This is a genomic window from Shewanella alkalitolerans, assembly GCF_019457575.1.
Lineage (GTDB): Bacteria > Pseudomonadota > Gammaproteobacteria > Enterobacterales > Shewanellaceae > Shewanella > Shewanella loihica.
Genome location: NZ_CP080422.1, coordinates 991,103 through 1,008,734, shown reverse-complemented (window position 1 = coordinate 1,008,734; position 17,632 = coordinate 991,103). Strand labels below are relative to the sequence as shown.

The window sequence follows — 17,632 nt, the reverse complement described above, 5'->3', positions numbered from 1 at the left end:
CTTATGACTCCTTCTCTTGATCGTTGGATGGCGTCTCGACCACATGCAGGGCCGTTTGCCCGCCCTCGACCGCGCTGAGTCGCTGCTCAAGCTGGGCTACGGTCTGATTGAGCTGTTTCACCTCATCTTCCAGCGCCAGCTCGCGCTCGACCACCTTGTTGAACCCCCAGCCCCTGTCTTCGCGATACAGGGTCGCCCAGATCCACAGGAAGGGCCAGATGGCATGCAGGGTAAACAGGCTCACCCAGCCGGCAACATGCAGGGCATCTTGCTGCGGATGATTACGCTTCTTGGCTATCTCGTAGGGAATATCGTGGATGACGATCACCCCATAAAACAGGAAAACGGCGACAAAGATGATGACGCCTAACGCAAAGTAATCCAGAAACACGGCTCGCTCCTTACTCTTATTTAATCCATTTAACAGGCGGCGCACCACCCCATTGAGACTGGCGCAAACGGGTAAACCTCGCAACATTACTTTAACTATACTAGTCATAAATTGCTGATATTTCTTTTCTAATTCGCGTCAGAATCTTGATCCAGTACACACTTGTCGGCGCAAAGGGTCTGCTTATTCCTGTGGACGGGGTAAGATGATCGCCAAATAACCTAAGTTGGGCGAACGACCCACTCAAGATAAAAAGGTACCCACACCATGATAGGCACACCCTATTCACGCGGCGCGCTGCGCGCCATGCTGCTTGGCTGCGGCGAACTCGGCAAAGAAGTTGCCATCGAATTACAACGTCTGGGAGTTGAAGTAATTGGCGTCGACCGCTATCCCAACGCCCCAGCGATGCAGGTCAGTCACAGATTTCATGTGATCAACATGCTGGACGGCGAGGCCCTGCGCGCCATCATAGAGCAGGAACTACCTCACCTGGTGATCCCCGAGATCGAAGCAATCGCCACCCAGACTCTGGTTGAGATGGAGGCCCAAGGCCTTAAGGTGATCCCAACGGCCAAGGCCGCCCAGCTCACCATGGATCGCGAGGGTATACGCCGCCTGGCCGCCGAAACGCTGGGGCTGCCCACCTCACCCTATTTCTTCTGTGACACCCAGGCAGAATTTGAGCAGGCTGTCGCCGACATAGGTCTGCCCTGTGTCGTCAAGCCTGTGATGAGCTCGTCGGGTAAGGGCCAGAGCATCATTCGCAGCGAGGAGCAGATCCTCGCGGCATGGCGTTATGCCCAGGAAGGTGGCCGCGCCGGTGGTGGCCGGGTGATCGTCGAAGGCTTCGTGCCCTTCGACTATGAGATCACCCTGCTCACCGTCAGCGCCGTCAATGGCATCCACTTCTGCGACCCCATAGGCCACCGTCAGGAAGATGGTGACTACCGCGAGTCCTGGCAACCCCAGGCCATGTCTGATGCCGTACTCGCCAAGGCGCAGGAGATAGGCCGCAAGGTGGTCGAGGCACTGGGTGGCTATGGTCTATTTGGCGTCGAGCTGTTTATCAAGGAAGAGGAGGTTTACTTCTCTGAGGTGTCACCTCGCCCCCACGATACCGGCCTGGTGACACTCATCAGCCAAGATCTGTCTGAGTTCGCCCTGCATGTGCGCGCCATCTTAGGCCTGCCGATCGCCAACATAGTGCAGCACGGCCCATCGGCTTCGGCGGTGATCCTGGCAGAAGGCAGCAGCCACAACATAGGTTACCAGGGGATGGCACAGGCACTCGTTGAGTCCAACACTCAGCTACGCCTGTTCGGCAAGCCGGATATCGACGGTCGCCGCCGTCTCGGTGTCGGCCTGGCCCGTGGCAATACCATCGATGAGGCGATCGACAAGGCGCTTAACGTGGCTAAACAGGTCGAGGTGATTCTGGATTAATCCGGCAAAACTATGACAAAAAGGGCGCCTCTTCTCATGAATCAGGCGCCCTTTGTCTATCTAGATTTAACGTATTATCAGAGCTTAATTCACCAGGTTCATCGACTGACCCGCCAGATAGCCCTTGAGGTTATCGACCGCTATCGTCAGCAGTTGCTGGCGCGCCTCCCTGGTCGCCCAGGAGTTATGCGGGCTGATGCTGATATGAGGTGCGCTCAGCAGCGGATTGTCAGCCTGTGGCGGCTCGCTAGAAAGCACATCCACCCCGGCGGCGGCAATCTCCCCCTGTGCCAGGGCATCGGCCAGGGCCTGCTCGTCCACCAGACCGCCTCTGGCTGTGTTGATTAAGATGGCATTTGGCTTCATGGCGCTGAGCCTTTCTTGGTTGATCAACTGCTGGGTATCCGGCGTTAGCGGACAGTGCAGTGAGATGATATCGGCGCTGGCAAAGAGCGCCTCACGCTCACACCAGCTGACCCCCTCAGGGAGGTCATGCTTAATGGATGGCGTGTTGACCAGCACCCGCATCTGAAACGCCTTGGCAATAGTGGCCACCTGCCGACCTATGTCGCCAAACCCTACCAAGCCGAGGGTTTTACCCTTTAGGGACCGTAACGGCGCCAGGGTAAAGCAGAAATCTGGCGCCTGAGACCAGGCCCCGGCCACCACAGCGTTGTGATGGTCCGACAAACGCTGGGTGTGATGAAGAATATGGGCAAACACCATCTGGGCTACCGCATCCGGGCCATAGCCAGGCACATTGGTCACCTTGATCCCAAGCTCGCTGGCGGCATTGAGGTCCACCACGTTGGTGCCAGTGGCGAGCACGCCGATATACTCAAGATCTGGCAGCGCCCTGAGCGCATCGGCGTCGAGCACAGTCTTATTGGTCAGCAGTACCTGGGCCCCCTGAGCACGATCCAGGAGTTCCGCCGGGGAGGTTCTGTCATAGCAGTGAAACTCGCCCAGCGCCGCGAGGGGCTGCCAGTCGAGATCGCCAGGGTTGAGGGTGTAACCATCGAGTACCACTATCTTCATTAAGACTGCTCTCTTATGGGTTAAAAGGTGTATTTAAATCCGGCGTTCACCTGGCCCTGCCACATGACATCGGCGCGGATATTCCAGATACAACGATTGGCATCGCAAAATAGCGCATTATCGCTGTTGATAAAGGTGGCGTAGCCGCGGCCATCGGCAAACAGGCTGAAGTTATCGCCGAGCAGGTACTCCACCCCGCCGCCAATTCCCATGGAGAAGCGTGACTCGTCGGAGAAATCCCCCGACGGGCGCATCTGGGTCATGCCTACACTGACGGTAACATAGGGACGCAGGTTGCCCTTGGGGAAATAGAGCGAGCCGCCCAGGTGGACGTAATCCAGCTCAAGCTTTGCCAAACGGTTGGGGTTGAACATGCCCGCGGCGTGCATATCTGTGCTCTGGTGGCTGTAAAGCAGGTAGACATCGCCAGGATCCCGGGTCTTCATCCCCAATATGATGCCGTAGTGGCTCGAATCCTTGATGCTGATGTTACCCTGGGTATTGGTGTCGATATCAGTGGCATCGAGCTCACTGGCACCGAAGCTATAACCACCGAAGGGGGCGACGTAAATATCCGACTCTGCCCAAACAGACTGGGCCCAGAAAGACTGGGCCGCCATCCATGCTAAGAGTCCTGTCAATAAGGTCAGCCTTGTTCGCTTCATCGCCCTCTCCTTTGTTAGATAATCATCTCATGGCGCGGTCTTGCTTTACCCTGTCGTAGGCGGCCTGAATATCCTGCGCCTTCTGTTTGGCCAGCTCCATCATCTCGGCGGGTAACCCCTTGGCAACCAGCTTGTCGGGGTGATGCTCGTTCATCAACTTACGATAGGTGCGCTTCACCTGCTGATCCGACGCCTGCTCATCCAGCCCCAACACCTCGTAGGCATCCTTGATGGAGGTCTGCTGGCGACCATGACGCTGGAAGTTCACTTCCGCCTGCCAGCGCTTGAGCAGCTCGTCGAGTTGCTCGCGGCTAAAGCCCAGCTCCTGCGCCACGGTTAAGAGTATGGCATGTTCTTTGGCATCTAGCTTGGCGTCTGACAGGGCGGTCTGGATCTGGATCTCCAGAAACATCTGCAGCAGCTCTCGCCGCCCCATGGAGATCAACCTGAAGGTGCGCAGCGATGCCTTAAGGTCGAAATCGGCGGCCTTGCCCTGGGTAAAGGCCGCCTGGGCCTCACGGCGGGTATCGCCGCTCAGACGCATCTGATCCATCAGCGCCGTCGCCAAGCGGATATCATGTTCTGTCACCTGGCCCGAGGCCTTGGCCACGTGGCCCATCACGGCAAAGGCGGTATTGAAGAACAGCGCCTGGCGATCGCTGCCCTTACCCATCAACTTTTCCACCTCGCCACGCTTCTTGTCATAGAGGTGGCCGAGCCAGAGACCTATGAGTCCGCCTATGATGCGGCCAAACATGAAACCTATGGCAAAACCGAAAAACTTACCCCAAATCTTCATCTAACAACCCTTAATCTAACAACCCTTCATCTAAAAACCTTAGTCTTTGATACTAGGCCCTTAACTCTGCGTCCAGTGACTCAAGCCTCTCCAGCGTGCCCACATCGCACCAGAGGTGCGGGTAATGCTCGCCGCCAATAAGCCCTTGCTGCATCTTGGCTCTCAATAGCGGCGCCAGGCCGAAACGGCCATTCGAGGTACCGGCGAAGAAACGCGGATGATAGATGGCCATGCCAGAAAAAGTCAGCTTAGGCTCGTCCTCATCATTCACCTTGCCATCCCTCAGGGCAAAATCGCCCTGTGGATGCTGCTTAGGGTTATCCACCAACCAGAGATAAGCCTCCTGCTCGCTCATCAGCTCGGCAATCTTTGCCGTATTGAGTGCGGCATCCAGCGGCAGGCCCTTCACCGTCGGCAAGCTGTCGATATAGACATCGCCATTGAGCACCAGAAAAGGCTCATCCCCAAGCAGAGGCAAGGCCTGCTTGATGCCGCCGCCTGTCTCGAGCGCCTCTGTCTCTGGGCTGTAGCTGATACTCACGCCCCAGGCGCTGCCATCCCCCAGACTGGCCTCGAGCTTGTGGCCCAGCCAGGCGTGGTTGATCACTATCTCTGTGATGCCAAGGGCCGCAAGACGCTCTATGTGATAGACGATGAGCGGCTTGCCCGCGACTTCTGCCAGGGGTTTAGGCAGGGTGTCGGTCAGGGGGCGCAGGCGTTCACCGCGACCGGCGGCGAGTATCATGGCCTTCATCACAGCGCCTCCGTTTCATTTGTCAGCTGCGACAACTTGTCGCTCGTCATCTGCGGCATCACCTCTCGCCTTAACCAGGCAACAAACGGCTCAAACTCAGGATATTGCCCCCCTATGTCACACACATAACTCAGAGTCAGCGGGATATCTTTAAGGTAGCCCGGCTTGGCGTCGCGATAGTTGAGACGGCAGAAGATCCCCGCCGCCTTGAGGTGGCGCTGCATCCCCATGAGATCGAACCAGCGGCGATACCGGCTCAAGTTCACCTCATCGCCGAGGCGGCCCAGGGCGCGCATCTGATTATAGTGCTGCTCAAGCAAGGGCTCGACCACGTCGAGCGGCCAGCGCACATAGCAGTCGCGCAGCAAGGAGACGGCGTCATAGGTGATGGGACCTAAGACCGCATCTTGAAAATCGATCACCGCCAGCTCACCATCACATAGCATGAGATTGCGGCTGTGATAGTCCCTGTGCATGCCTACCTTGGGCTGCTCGGCGACGTTATCGATAAGCAGGTGGAAGCATTTATCGATTATCTGCCGGGTATTGCTGTCGAGGCCCAGCTTAAGATGATGCTCGAGCAACCACTCGACGAAAATATTCAGCTCACGCAGCACGAAGGCGTCATCATAATCGGGCAAGGGCTGCCCCGCCGCCGAGGTGATGGTCTGCAGCTTATCGAGCAGCCCAAGTGCCTTGCCATAATAGTGACCGACGTTATCCTGGTTTAGCACCTCGAGCAGCTGGGTATCACCGAGATCCGAGAGCAGCAGAAAGCCTTGGGACAGGTCGGCGGCCTTAACCTCAGGCGCCAGTATGCCATGATCGTGATAGGCGTTTGCGAGGGCGATAAAAGGGGCGACGGGCACCAGATCCGGCGGCGAGTCCATGGCAATAAACGTCTGGTTTGAAAACTGGACACGATAGTAGCGGCGAAAACTGGCGTCACCGGAAATTAAGGCGACTCGCGCCTCATCGCCTAAAGTTCGCGCTATCCATGAATTAAGGGCAAGAAATCTTGGATCTGACAAGGGCACCTCATGGCTCTTAGAAGAAAATTGCTTTATTATAAAGCAAAATAGAAACAGCAATTAAGATGATTCTATCTCTTTTGCTAAGTTGCTTCCCGAGGGGGATGCAACTATTCTCACCGATAACTTGTCTAGACTAAGAAACCACAAAAACGATAAAAGATGCATATCCGTTACTTATTGGCATTGGCGCTACTCCCGCAGCTAGTCTTGGCAGACGAATCGGAAACCACTCCCGCGCCCGGTGCCCAGTGTCTGGTGCTCCCGCCCGTTCCTATTCCTGAGCCCAGCACAGACGAACGTCCCCTAGATCTGCAGCAGATTAAGATCGTTTCCGACTCATCGGCAGCCAAGATGGGTGACAAGGCCAGTTTCCAGGGAGATGTGACCTTCAGCCAAGGCGGCCGCCATATCGCCGCCGACAGCGCGGTACTGGATCAGGCTAACGAGCGCCTGGATGCCAACGGTAACCTGGTGTTTCAGGACAATATGTTTACCGTCACGGCCGACTCTCTCAGCGCCGAGATGCGCAGCAACAGCGCCCAACTTAAGGGTGCCCAATATTGGCTCCACGGTCAGCAGATCCACGGCGAAGCGGAAAACCTAGAGATCACCCAAGACAACAACCTGCACCTGTCGAACACCAACTTCACGACCTGTCCGCCGGGCGATAGCTCCTGGCTGCTAGAGGCCGAGACCATCAAGATAGACAGCAGCGAAGAGTGGGGCGAGCTTTGGGATGCCAAGCTCAAGATAGGCGATGTGCCCGTCTTCTATCTGCCCTATATGACGATTCCCGTGTCGGAAAAGCGTAAGTCAGGCTTCCTGTTCCCCTATTTCAGCACCAGCACCACCAATGGTGTCGAGGTGGCGACCCCCTACTACTGGAACATAGCGCCAGAGTATGATCTCACCTTTACTCCGCACTATATGTCGGCACGTGGCCTGTTCCTTAAGTCGGAATTTCGCTATCTCGCCGGTGAGGCCCAGCAGGGGCAGTTGAATGTGGAATACCTGAGCAATGACGATCTGGTGCCTAACCGCGCCGACCGTTACCTTTACCACTGGGAGCATCAGGGGGCCATCGCCGACAACTGGCGGGTACTGGCCAACTTTACCGATGTGTCGGACAACAACTACTTCAACGATCTGCCCTCCGACGTGCTGCGCGCCACCGACAACCAGCTCTCTCGCATAGGCGAAATCGCCTATTTCGAAGATAACTGGGACATGTCAGCCCGGGTGCAGGATATCAAGGTATTGGGTGAAGAAGAGTCTCCCTATCAGGTGATGCCGCAGATAGGCTTTAACTATCGCGCCCCAGGTTTCTGGCAAGGCTTGGACTTCAACCTCATGGGGGAAGCCAGCAACTTCCGCCATAAGGAAGATCAATATGCTACCGCCAGCCGCCTGCACTTCGAGCCCAGTGTCTCACTACCGATCCACGGGCCGGCCGGTTCGCTGACCAGTGAGCTTAAGCTGCTGCAGACCAACTACTGGCAGGACACCAAGAGCTACACAGGCACTGAGCCGCTGGACAGCTCGGTGAGCCGTACCCTGCCCCAGGTGCGCATTCACGGTCAGATTAACTTCGAGCGTTTCACCGACTACTTCGATGCCAACTATCGTCAGACCCTGGAGCCACAGTTCCAGTACCTGTATGTCGGCTATGAAGATCAGTCCAACATCGGCATCTATGACACTGCGCTGCTGCAGGAAGACTACTACGGCCTCTTCAGGGATCGCCGCTTCTCGGGTCTGGACCGTATCGCAGACGCCAACCAGATGACACTGGGTTTGACCACCCGTCTGTTTGACGACCATAACCTGGAGCGCTTCAAGTTCAGTCTGGGTCAGATCTACTACTTCGAAGACAGCAAGGTAGGCATTACAGATCCTTCCCGTCCCAACGAGATCTTTAAGCAGGAAAATACCTCAAACTCAGTGCTGGCAGCGGAGCTCAACACTCAGCTCTACAGCGATTGGTTCTTGAGCGGTGCCATTCAATATGACACCAAAAACAAGAACAACAAGAAGAGTGAGGTCACCCTGGATTTCCGCCCCGGGGTCAACAAGCTGTTGCAGCTCAGCTACCGTTATGTGCCCGATTTAGTTAACAGCAACACCAACGAATCTGTTAATGTGTCGCAAACCGGCTTGCGTACGGCTTGGCCGATCAACGACAACTGGTATATCGTGGGCAACTGGTATTACGATCTCAATGAGAAACGTAGCGTCGAGACCTACACTGGATTTCAATACGAATCTTGTTGCTGGGCGGTGCGCTTAAGTTATCATTACCGCATTAAAACCAACTATGTGGACAACCTGGATCCCACGTTCAACGATAGGGAGCTGTTCGAAAGCGGCTTCTACCTGAACTTTGTGATCAAGGGATTAGGTGGCTCCGGCCCGCTTGGGGTATCGGACATGCTTAACGATGGCCTGTTTAACTATCGCAAGCCGCTCTACCTGAAAAACTAGTTTTGATATTTTAATCGGCTTTGCGCTGAACCTAGATACGGACTTGTAGTCCAATCTGAATAGTCGAATTAGATACTCGGTCGACACCTGTGTCGACCGACCTGAATATGCCAAGGATTTTTGTGGATGAAACCCTGTAAACAACTGATTTTTGCTTTACTTACATTGGCGATGAGCCACGGCGCGATGGCCGAGAACGTGCCCCTGGATAGGGTGACGGTTCAGATCAACGAAGGCATAGTGCTGGAAAGCGAAATCGTCAACATGTTGAAGACAGTCAAAGCCAACGCAAAAGCCGCCGGCCAGTCATTACCTTCTGACAAGGCGCTACGCACTCAGGTGATCGAGCGTCTGATCGTGACCCGTCTGCAACTACAGATGGCCGACCGCATCGGTCTACACATCGGTGACCTGCAGCTGGACCAGACAATCGAGAACATCGCCAAGGAGCAGAAGATGACTCCTGAGATGATGCGCGAAAAGGTCGAGGCCGAAGGCATGAGCTGGAGCCAATACCGCGAGCAGCTACGCGAAGAGATCACCCTAGGCGAGATCCAACGTATTCAGGTACAGCGTCGTATCCAGGTTTCTCCACAGGAGATCAACAGCCTGGTTAAGCTAATCGAAGAACAGGGTATGCAGCAGGTGGAGTACCAGATCGGTCATATCCTGATCGAGGTGCCCAACAGCCCTAACAGCGAACAACTTGAAGCCGCCAGCAGCCGCGCCAACGCCGTGCTCAAGCGCCTACAAGACAATGCCGACTTCAAACAGACCGCCATCGCCTCCTCTTCTGGCCCTAAGGCGCTGGAAGGCGGTATCTGGGATTACATGAACGTCAATGAAATGCCAACCCTGTTCGCCGAGCTTTTAGTCGGCGCCAAGACGGGTGACATCATAGGCCCTGTGCGCAGCGGCGCCGGCTTCCACATCATCAAGGTGATGGATGCCCGCGGCCTGCAGACCAAAGAAATTGACGAAGTACGTTCACGTCATATACTGATCAAGCCGTCGCCTATCCTGTCGGAAGAGCGTGCCAAGGCGATGCTCGACAAGTTTGCGGCCCAGCTGAGAAGCGGCGAAGCAGACTTTGCTACCCTGGCCCGTCAATACAGCGAAGATCCAGGTTCGGCGGCCAAGGGCGGCGAACTGGGCTGGGCAGATCCTACTGTCTACGTACCAGCCTTCGCACAGACATTGGGCGCACTGAAGATCAACGAGATCAGTGAGCCATTCCGTTCTAGCCACGGCTGGCACATAGTGCAGCTGGAGGAGAGACGTAAAACGGATGCGACAGATAAATTTAACACTAATCGGGCGCACCAGCTCATCTTCCGCCGCAAGTTTAATGAAGAATTACAAAACTGGCTGGATGAAATGCGAGCAGAGGCTTACATTGAAGTATTCGATGCCGATTTCAATCGAGGTTAATCATATTGACGACTAAACGCATCGCCATCACACCGGGAGAACCTGCCGGTGTGGGCCCAGACTTAGTCATTCAACTTGCTCAGCGCGCTTGGCCCGCTGAGCTTGTTGTTTGTGCCGACCCCACTTTGCTGACCAGCCGCGCCAAGCAGATCGGCTTGCCGATCCAGCTGCGCCCCTTTCAGCCCAATCAGGCGCCTAAGCCGCAGGAAGCCGGTACCCTGACCATAGTGCCCTTCCCCCTGATAAAAGAAGCAGTGTGCGGTAAGCTCGATGAACAGAACAGCAGCTATGTGATCGACACCCTGGCCTATGCCGGTGAGAAGAACATGAATGGCGAGTTCGACGCCGTGGTGACAGGCCCTGTCCACAAAGGGATCATCAACCAGGCGGGTATCCCCTTTAGCGGTCATACCGAGTTCTTTGCCCACCAGGCCAACTGTCAGGATGTGGTAATGCTGCTCGCAGCCCCAGGCCTGCAGGTGGCGCTGGTCACCACACATATTCCGCTGGCCTATGTGTCTAAGGCGATCACCCGTGACCGTCTGCATCAGATCATCAAGATCTTGCACAAAGATCTGGTGACCAAGTTTGCTCTGGATGATCCTAAGATCTATGTCTGTGGCCTCAACCCCCATGCGGGTGAAGATGGCCACCTGGGCCGCGAAGAGATCGATGTGATCATTCCCGCGCTCAACGAGTTGCGCGAGCAAAACATGAATATCGTCGGGCCACTGCCTGCCGACACCCTGTTCCAGCCAAAGTATCTGGAAGATGCCGATGTGATCCTCGCCATGTATCACGATCAGGGACTGCCGGTGCTGAAATCCCAGGGCTTTGGCAGCTCGGTCAATATCACCCTAGGGCTGCCCTATATCCGCACCTCGGTCGACCATGGTACGGCACTGGAGCTGGCAGGCACAGGCAAGGCCGACATCGGCAGTTTTGTCTGCGCGCTAAACAAGGCTATCGAACTAGCCACCAAGAATGAGTCACTTAAAGAGTAGTAATGAGTAATAAAGTACATTTAGGCCACACGGCGAGAAAACGTTTCGGACAAAACTTTTTGACCGACAGCAATGTGATCAATCGTATCGTCGGCGCCATCTCGCCCGATAACGATCACGTGATGGTCGAGATTGGCCCAGGCCTGGCGGCGCTTACCGAGCCGGTAGCCGAAAGCATTGACAAGCTGACCGTGGTCGAGCTGGATAAAGATCTGGTTGAGCGTCTGCAGACACATCCGTTTCTCAAAGACAAGCTGGAGATCCACCAGGGCGACGCGCTGAAATTCGATTTCATGCAGCTGGTCGAAGAAGGCAAGCAGATGAAGGTGTTTGGCAACCTGCCCTACAACATCTCTACGCCGCTGATGTTCCACCTGTTTGAGTTTGCCGAGCATATCGAGAATATGCACTTTATGCTGCAAAAAGAGGTGGTACTGAGACTCTCCGCCGCACCCGGTACCAAGGCCTATGGCCGTTTGACAGTGATGGCGCAATATTTCTGTCAGGTAATGCCGGTACTCGAAGTGCCACCAGGCTGCTTCACACCGCCGCCAAAGGTCGACTCTGCCGTGGTGAGACTCGTCCCCTACAAGGAGAAGCCTTACCCCTGCAAAGATGTGGATCTACTAAGACACCTGTGTACCACGGCCTTTAACATGCGCCGTAAGACACTGCGTAACAACCTCAAGCAGTTGTTGAACGATGACGACTTCAGCGCGCTGGGCATAGATGCCAGCATGCGCCCTGAGCAGATCACAGTGCAGCAATATGTCGCCATGGCCAACCATCTGGTCGATAAACGCCAAGCCTAACCGTGACGGAGGCGCTGTGCGCCTCCCACCCGTTAACCTTTAGGGATCCGAATGAAACAACTCGAATCCTCAATCAGGATTGAGGTCAAAACCGACTATATCGAAGAGCAATCTTCGCCCGAAGAAGAGAGATACCTGTTCAGCTACACCATCACCATCATCAACTTAGGGGATGAAGCCGTCACTCTGAAGAGCCGCATGTGGTGCATTACAGACGCCAATGGCCATGAGAGTAAGGTCGAAGGCGCAGGTGTGGTTGGCGAGACCCCCACCATCAAGCCTAATACCGCCTACCAATACACCAGTGGTACGGTATGCGAGACGCCCTTTGCCGTCATGCAGGGCTACTATGTGATGGTGACCGAACAGGGTGAGACCTTCAAGGCGCCCATCGCCCCCTTCCGTCTAGCGGCCCCCGGCCTGCTGCATTAATTCGACACAGCGAACCGAGAGCATCTATGGCAACATACTTCGTGGGCGATATACAGGGCTGTTTCGATGAGCTCCAGGCCCTACTGGCCAAGGTGGACTTTAACCCTTCCAAAGATGAGCTCTGGGTGGTCGGCGACATGGTGGCCAGGGGCACCCAATCCCTGGAGACACTGCGTTACCTCAAGGGGCTTGAGGGCTCGGTAAAATCCGTGCTGGGCAATCACGACCTGCACCTGATGGCGCTGCACGGCAAGGTGAAACGGGTCAATCCCAAGGATAACCTGGGCGCCCTGTTAGCGGCGCCGGATCTCAACCAGCTCATCGATTGGCTCAGGCTACAGCCACTGGCCCGGGAACATAAGGCCCATTCTGTCTTGATGGCTCACGCCGGCATTCCGCCCCAGTGGGACGTTAAAACCGCCCTCAAGGAGTCGCGCAAGGTACAGGAAGCACTGGCAAGAGATGACTATATCGAGCGCCTCATCGCCAAGATGTACACTAACTCGGTCAGCGAGTGGTCTCCCGAAACCAAGGGGCTCAAACGCCTCGTCTATACCATCAACGCCCTTACCCGGATGCGTTTCCTCCACAGCGATGGTCGATTAAACTTCGATTGTAAGCTGCCGCCAGCGAAAGGCGAGAAGGAAGGCTTGATCCCCTGGTTTAAACAACCAGGCCGGGCCATGAAAGGCCATACTTTGGTCTTTGGCCATTGGGCGGCCCTGATGGGAGAGGTGAACCAGCCTGGGCTGCAGGCACTGGATACCGGGTGCTGCTGGGGACAATATTTAACCCTCTGGCATCTTGAATCGAATCAAAAAATTACCCAAAATAAGTTAAAAAAGAGTTAAACTAGCCCTTAGCTTGGCCGATAAAAAAATGAGCGGATATCACCGCCCAGCCCTGAGAATATGTTATGTAATTAGGGATATAACAACAAAAACCGGAGTGCCCTATGAAATTGAATGTCGCCACTCGAGTCATCGGTGGATTTAGTGTCGTCACCTTACTGCTTATCGTCTTAGGTGTGGCGTCCTTGGTCACCAACGACAACATCAAGAGCAGCACCCTCGTTTTGCAAGACCTGAGCCTTCCCGCCCTAAAGAGCAGCAATGGCCTGACACAAAATCTTGCATTGCAAGAAAAGCAGCTACTGGTAGCCTTCCATAGCAAGCAATCCAAAGAACTGCCTCAGGTTCGCAGCCAATTCACCAGCCTCAGCAAAGGCTTTATCACCGAACTGGATCAACTCAATCGTATCATTCAAGGCCACGAGGATAATCTTGGCGGCCAGATCAAGTCACTCAGGGCCAACTACCAGTCGTTCAACGACAACAGCCTCAAGATGATGCAGGCCAGAGAGCAGTCGCTGCAGACTCAGGAATCTTTGGTCGACAACCTGGAAAGTCTCGAAAGCGCCGCCGATGATACCGCATCACTACTACTGGACCTTATCGATCTGGAGACCAGTCAAGATCCCACAGAACGTGAAATTGCTGCCACCGCCAGCAACATAGACAACAGCTTCAGCAACCTGATCACCAGCAGCTATGACCTGGTCAATGCCAAGGAGAAGTCCAAGTACGAGACCATACTCAAGGAGCTGGACTACATCATCAGCGAAGCGCAAAACAAGCTGGAATATGTGAGCCGCCACTGGGAAGGCGTCATCGACCAGGAAGCGCTGGACAATATCAACACCGAGGCGAGCAAGGTATTCACCATGCTCAACGGCCCAGACTCGATTCTTAAGCGCAAGGGTCAGCAGCTGGATTTCAACCTGCAGGCCAGTCAACTGCTTAATACCGTCGAATCCAACGCCACCGCCGTTAACCAGAGCATGGGCAGCCTGAACAAGGCGATCGAGTCCACCTCACAGGCCGTAAGCGTCAAGGCGATCGACGAAATCGACAGCGCCAGCTATAAGACCCTGGCACTGGTCCTGATCGCCATCGTCGTGGCGGTGCTGGTGAGTATCGCGGTGATCCGCCCGCTTAAGAACTCACTCGATAAGGTCAACAACGCCCTCAATATCCTGGCCTCAGGTAACCTGACCCATAAGCTGGATGACAGCGGCCATGACGAATTTGCCGAGCTGTCGCGCAACTGTAACAGGTTAGTCGACAGCCTGCGCACCCTGATCCAAGGGATCCTGGACCGCTCTAACCAACTGGCTGCCGCCGCCGAAGAAACGTCAGCCATCACAGCGCAGACCACAGCAGGCATTCAAGAGCAGAAGAACCAGGTCGATCAGGTGGCAACCGCCACGACCCAGCTCAGCTCAAGTGCCATGCAGGTAAGCACAAGTGCCGACGAGGCCCTGAACCAGATCAGGCAAGCCGATGAAGAGGCGCAGCATATGCGTGCCATCGCCGATGAGAATAAGCGCACCATACTGGCGCTGGCCGACGAAGTCGCCAAGGCGGGACAGGTGATCAACAAGGTTCACTCAGACAGCGCCTCTATCGGCTCGATATTGGATGTGATCCGTGGCATCGCCGAACAGACCAACCTGCTGGCGCTGAACGCCGCCATCGAGGCCGCCAGGGCCGGTGAACAGGGCCGAGGCTTTGCCGTGGTGGCCGATGAGGTTCGCAGTCTGGCATCTCGCACCCAGGACTCGACTCAAGAGATCCAGCAGATGATTCAGGTGCTACAACAGGGTACCCAGGAAGCCGTTTCCGTGATGGAGCTGGGCCGTCAGCAGGCCAACAGCTGTGTCGAGAAGACAGAGCAGGCCAACGTCGCCCTGGAGAGCATCAGCAATGCGGTGCACTATGCCCATGACTCTGGTACTCATATTGCCAATGCGGCCCAGGAGCAGAACCTGGTGAGCCAGCAGGTGTCTGAGAAGCTAGAGCATATCGCCGCGATCTCCGAAGAGACGGCCACAGGTGCCGACCAAACGGCACAATCTAGCCATCAGGTGGCCCAGCTTGCCGAAGAGCTCCAGGCCTCTGTGGGCGAATTTAAGGTGTAAAAGCTAAAGCCAAAGTTAAAGACATAGTAACGGCTTTAAATAGGTACAAAAAAACCGGACTCTAGGGTCCGGTTTTTTATGCTTACTCGAAGCGTTTTGGCAGATTAGTTACCTGCGAGGCGTTCCTTGACTGCCGCGGTAATTGGGCTACCGCCGTGACCGTTACCCTCGGCCCATTCGACAACCGTCAGACCATCGGCTTCCTTGACACTCAACTCTTCGGTGGAGAGACGCTTGCTCATGAACTCGCCCACGTCGTTGGCACCGCTAATCATGGCGAAACGCAACAGGCTGTTGCCATCACAGGTCACCCCTTCATACACGTTGCGTAGCTTAACGCGTGCTTCTTTCAATTTCTTACGTAAACGGTTTTTATCATCGGCCTGAACATAGTTACAGATGTTGGCAACGAGTTGATCGTTTGCTTGAACTGGCGCTGGAACGGTATAAACAGAGGCTGCAATCACCACAGCTAACGTAGTCGGTAAAAAACGCATCGGGTACTCCTATAATATTTATTATTTTTTTCAGTAAGCTATCACTAAAGTGATGCCTAAAGACAACTCGGGGTAACACCATAAGTTAACATTTTTTTGCCAAATTGATAAAGCGATATTCCAAACCTTTATCATTTATGTGAGATTCACTGTCGAGCAGCTGCCAACTGCCATCATCCCACTCCGGGAAATGGGTATCGCCCTCGACATCGAGATTGATCTCTGTCAGATACAGGCGATCCGCCTGAGGCAATAGCTCGGCATAAAGCTGGCCACCGCCTATCACCACCAACTCCTCACAGCCCTGCACCAATTCCTTGGCCTGTTCGAATGAGGTCACACAGGTCACGCCCTCGATAACCAGATCTTCTTGCCGGCTCACCACTAGGTTGTGGCGTCCAGGCAGGGGTCTGCCGATGGATTCGAAGGTCTTACGGCCCATGACCACAGGCTTACCTAGGGTCATCTGTTTAAAGTGGCGCAGGTCTTCCGGCAGGTGCCAGGGCATCTGATTATCTTTGCCGATAACCCGGTTATTTGCCATCGCGGCAATCATAGCTATTTTCATGGGCTCTCCAACGGTCTTGTGCCGTCTGTAGGGTTTAGAATTAGATCACTGGGCGGGTACGAAAATAGAGCAGACTGGGCATGGCGAGTCCGACAGATAACGCCCCTAAGATGAAGATGGTCTTCAAGCCATTGCTGATCACCTCTGCGGTCAGCTCTGGGCTCACCTCAGACTGGGCAGACAGCTGCACCAAGGCGATCACTGTGTTGTAGGCATAGGTTCCCGGGATCATGGGGATGATCGCTGCCACGGCGTACATCAGCGGCGGTGCCAGATGTTTCTTTGCAAAGCCAATGGTTAACACCCCGACCAAGGCCGCCGCAGCAAAGGTACACCACTCTATCGGCATACCGAAATGCAGCAGCAAGGTGCGCAGGCTGTGGCCCAGGGCGCCAGCCAGGGCGCAGTATGGCAGGAAGCGTTTGGGCACATTGAACACCATGGCGAAACCCACCGCAGGAACAGCCGAGAAGGCCGCATCGTTTAGCAGCTTGAGCAGCAGCTCCATCATAGGAAGAGTCCTCCCAGTTGCATGGCGATGGTGATCCCTATGACGGATGAGACGGTCAACAGGGTGGCGTGGCCCCAACGGGAGATCCCCACGTTAAGGTGCCCCTTCACCATATCCGAGATCGCGTTGATCATGGGAAAACCCGGCACCAACATCAGCACACTGGCGGCCATCGGCAGCTTAGGGGTATCGGTCAGTTGCAGGTGATAGCCCATCTGCGCCACCAAGGTGGTGATAAAGGCGGTCACCGCAAAGTTCACCAGCAGGTTGAAATGATGCTTGGCGATGGCCAGACGCACCGACATGCCCACTGATGCGGCCAGTATGGTGATCAACACTGCCATGGTATCGCCACCAAACAGATGGCAGAAACTGCCACAGGAGAGGCCGATCATGGGTACCAGATAGCGCCTAGGATAGCTCTTTGGCTGGATCCGCGAGACACGTTTACGCACCTCATTGAGGCCGTAGATCCCCTTCTCCGTCAACAGACAGATGCGCTGCAGCTCGCAGATGATGGTCATATTGATGCCATGCTCGCGAATACGTCGGGTAGTAGTGATACAGCGACCATGCACCAGGCTGGTCAGCACCAGAGAGTTAGAGGAGATGGAGATCTCGACACTGGCGAGACCTAATGCCTGACCCAGGCGCTGGCTGATCTCTTCGACGAGGTCGGACTCAGCACCATAGGCCAGTAAGAGTTGAGCAACCCGGACAACCTGCCGGGTAATATCATTTTGAGTATCGGCGTACACAATTCTCTCAGAATGAAAGGGGTAACTTAAT

General features: G+C 55.1%; 18 protein-coding genes. 8 read left to right on the top strand and 10 right to left on the bottom strand.

The genetic code is table 11. The features are described from left to right. Position 1: 1 nt before the first annotated feature. The gene (locus K0J45_RS04525; RefSeq protein WP_220045217.1) at positions 2-391 is read right to left on the bottom strand and encodes a DUF3302 domain-containing protein; all 390 of its coding nucleotides are present in this window, start codon (positions 389-391) and stop codon (positions 2-4) included. Positions 392-658: 267 nt separating this feature from the next. On the opposite strand from K0J45_RS04525, the gene purT reads away from it, so the two are divergent. Next, the gene (gene purT / locus K0J45_RS04520; RefSeq protein WP_220044434.1) at positions 659-1,837 is read left to right on the top strand and encodes a formate-dependent phosphoribosylglycinamide formyltransferase; all 1,179 of its coding nucleotides are present in this window, start codon (positions 659-661) and stop codon (positions 1,835-1,837) included. An 84-nt stretch (positions 1,838-1,921) separates the two neighbouring features. Here the strand turns inward: purT and K0J45_RS04515 are convergent, their stop codons facing one another. From K0J45_RS04515 to K0J45_RS04495, 5 genes are read right to left on the bottom strand one after another with little or no spacing between them, the layout of a single operon-like run. Continuing rightward, complete coding sequence (locus K0J45_RS04515; RefSeq protein WP_220044433.1) at positions 1,922-2,875, bottom strand: D-2-hydroxyacid dehydrogenase; 954 nt, start codon at positions 2,873-2,875, stop codon at positions 1,922-1,924. Positions 2,876-2,895: 20 nt separating this feature from the next. Next, complete coding sequence (locus K0J45_RS04510; protein ID WP_220044431.1) at positions 2,896-3,540, bottom strand: outer membrane beta-barrel protein; 645 nt, start codon at positions 3,538-3,540, stop codon at positions 2,896-2,898. 22 nt (positions 3,541-3,562) lie between these two features. After that, complete coding sequence (djlA, locus tag K0J45_RS04505) at positions 3,563-4,339, bottom strand: co-chaperone DjlA (protein ID WP_220044430.1); 777 nt, start codon at positions 4,337-4,339, stop codon at positions 3,563-3,565. 52 nt (positions 4,340-4,391) lie between these two features. Next, a complete protein-coding gene (gene murU, locus K0J45_RS04500; RefSeq protein ID WP_220044429.1) occupies positions 4,392-5,093 on the bottom strand; it encodes an N-acetylmuramate alpha-1-phosphate uridylyltransferase MurU in 702 nt (233 codons plus the stop codon). Beyond that, positions 5,093-6,130, bottom strand: coding sequence for an aminoglycoside phosphotransferase family protein (locus K0J45_RS04495; protein WP_220044427.1), 1,038 nt, complete (start codon positions 6,128-6,130; stop codon positions 5,093-5,095). Before K0J45_RS04495 ends, murU begins: the two co-directional genes overlap by 1 nt. Before the next feature lie 156 nt (positions 6,131-6,286). On the opposite strand from K0J45_RS04495, the gene lptD reads away from it, so the two are divergent. The 7 genes from lptD to K0J45_RS04460 all read left to right on the top strand — a co-directional run bounded on the left by lptD (position 6,287) and on the right by K0J45_RS04460 (position 15,267). Beyond that, positions 6,287-8,608, top strand: coding sequence for an LPS assembly protein LptD (gene lptD, locus K0J45_RS04490; RefSeq protein WP_220044425.1), 2,322 nt, complete (start codon positions 6,287-6,289; stop codon positions 8,606-8,608). 126 nt (positions 8,609-8,734) lie between these two features. Then, positions 8,735-10,039, top strand: a complete 1,305-nt coding sequence (gene surA, locus K0J45_RS04485) for a peptidylprolyl isomerase SurA (protein ID WP_144200845.1) — start codon at positions 8,735-8,737, stop codon at positions 10,037-10,039. Positions 10,040-10,044: 5 nt separating this feature from the next. Then, positions 10,045-11,043, top strand: coding sequence for a 4-hydroxythreonine-4-phosphate dehydrogenase PdxA (gene pdxA, locus K0J45_RS04480; RefSeq protein WP_220044424.1), 999 nt, complete (start codon positions 10,045-10,047; stop codon positions 11,041-11,043). Positions 11,044-11,045: 2 nt separating this feature from the next. Next, positions 11,046-11,855 (top strand): 16S rRNA (adenine(1518)-N(6)/adenine(1519)-N(6))-dimethyltransferase RsmA, encoded by an 810-nt coding sequence (gene rsmA, locus K0J45_RS04475; protein WP_144200841.1) that lies wholly within the window; start codon positions 11,046-11,048, stop codon positions 11,853-11,855. A 51-nt stretch (positions 11,856-11,906) separates the two neighbouring features. Next, positions 11,907-12,287: a Co2+/Mg2+ efflux protein ApaG gene (apaG, locus tag K0J45_RS04470; protein ID WP_011864684.1), complete on the top strand. Its 381-nt coding sequence runs from the start codon at positions 11,907-11,909 to the stop codon at positions 12,285-12,287. A gap of 26 nt (positions 12,288-12,313) precedes the next feature. Then, the gene (locus K0J45_RS04465; protein WP_220044422.1) at positions 12,314-13,138 is read left to right on the top strand and encodes a symmetrical bis(5'-nucleosyl)-tetraphosphatase; all 825 of its coding nucleotides are present in this window, start codon (positions 12,314-12,316) and stop codon (positions 13,136-13,138) included. Positions 13,139-13,242: 104 nt separating this feature from the next. Continuing rightward, positions 13,243-15,267: a methyl-accepting chemotaxis protein gene (locus K0J45_RS04460; RefSeq protein ID WP_220044420.1), complete on the top strand. Its 2,025-nt coding sequence runs from the start codon at positions 13,243-13,245 to the stop codon at positions 15,265-15,267. 104 nt (positions 15,268-15,371) lie between these two features. On the opposite strand, the gene K0J45_RS04455 is transcribed toward K0J45_RS04460, so the two are convergent. From K0J45_RS04455 to K0J45_RS04440, 4 genes are all read right to left on the bottom strand, one after another. Beyond that, a complete protein-coding gene (locus K0J45_RS04455; RefSeq protein ID WP_220044419.1) occupies positions 15,372-15,764 on the bottom strand; it encodes a DUF3718 domain-containing protein in 393 nt (130 codons plus the stop codon). 85 nt (positions 15,765-15,849) lie between these two features. Next, positions 15,850-16,332, bottom strand: a complete 483-nt coding sequence (gene folA / locus K0J45_RS04450; RefSeq protein WP_220044418.1) for a type 3 dihydrofolate reductase — start codon at positions 16,330-16,332, stop codon at positions 15,850-15,852. A 40-nt stretch (positions 16,333-16,372) separates the two neighbouring features. Next, entirely contained in the window at positions 16,373-16,843 is a 471-nt protein-coding gene (locus K0J45_RS04445) for a threonine/serine exporter family protein (protein ID WP_011864679.1), read from the bottom strand. After that, a complete protein-coding gene (locus tag K0J45_RS04440) occupies positions 16,840-17,601 on the bottom strand; it encodes a threonine/serine exporter family protein (RefSeq protein WP_144200831.1) in 762 nt (253 codons plus the stop codon). The genes K0J45_RS04445 and K0J45_RS04440 overlap by 4 nt, the downstream gene beginning before the upstream one ends. Positions 17,602-17,632: the final 31 nt, after the last annotated feature.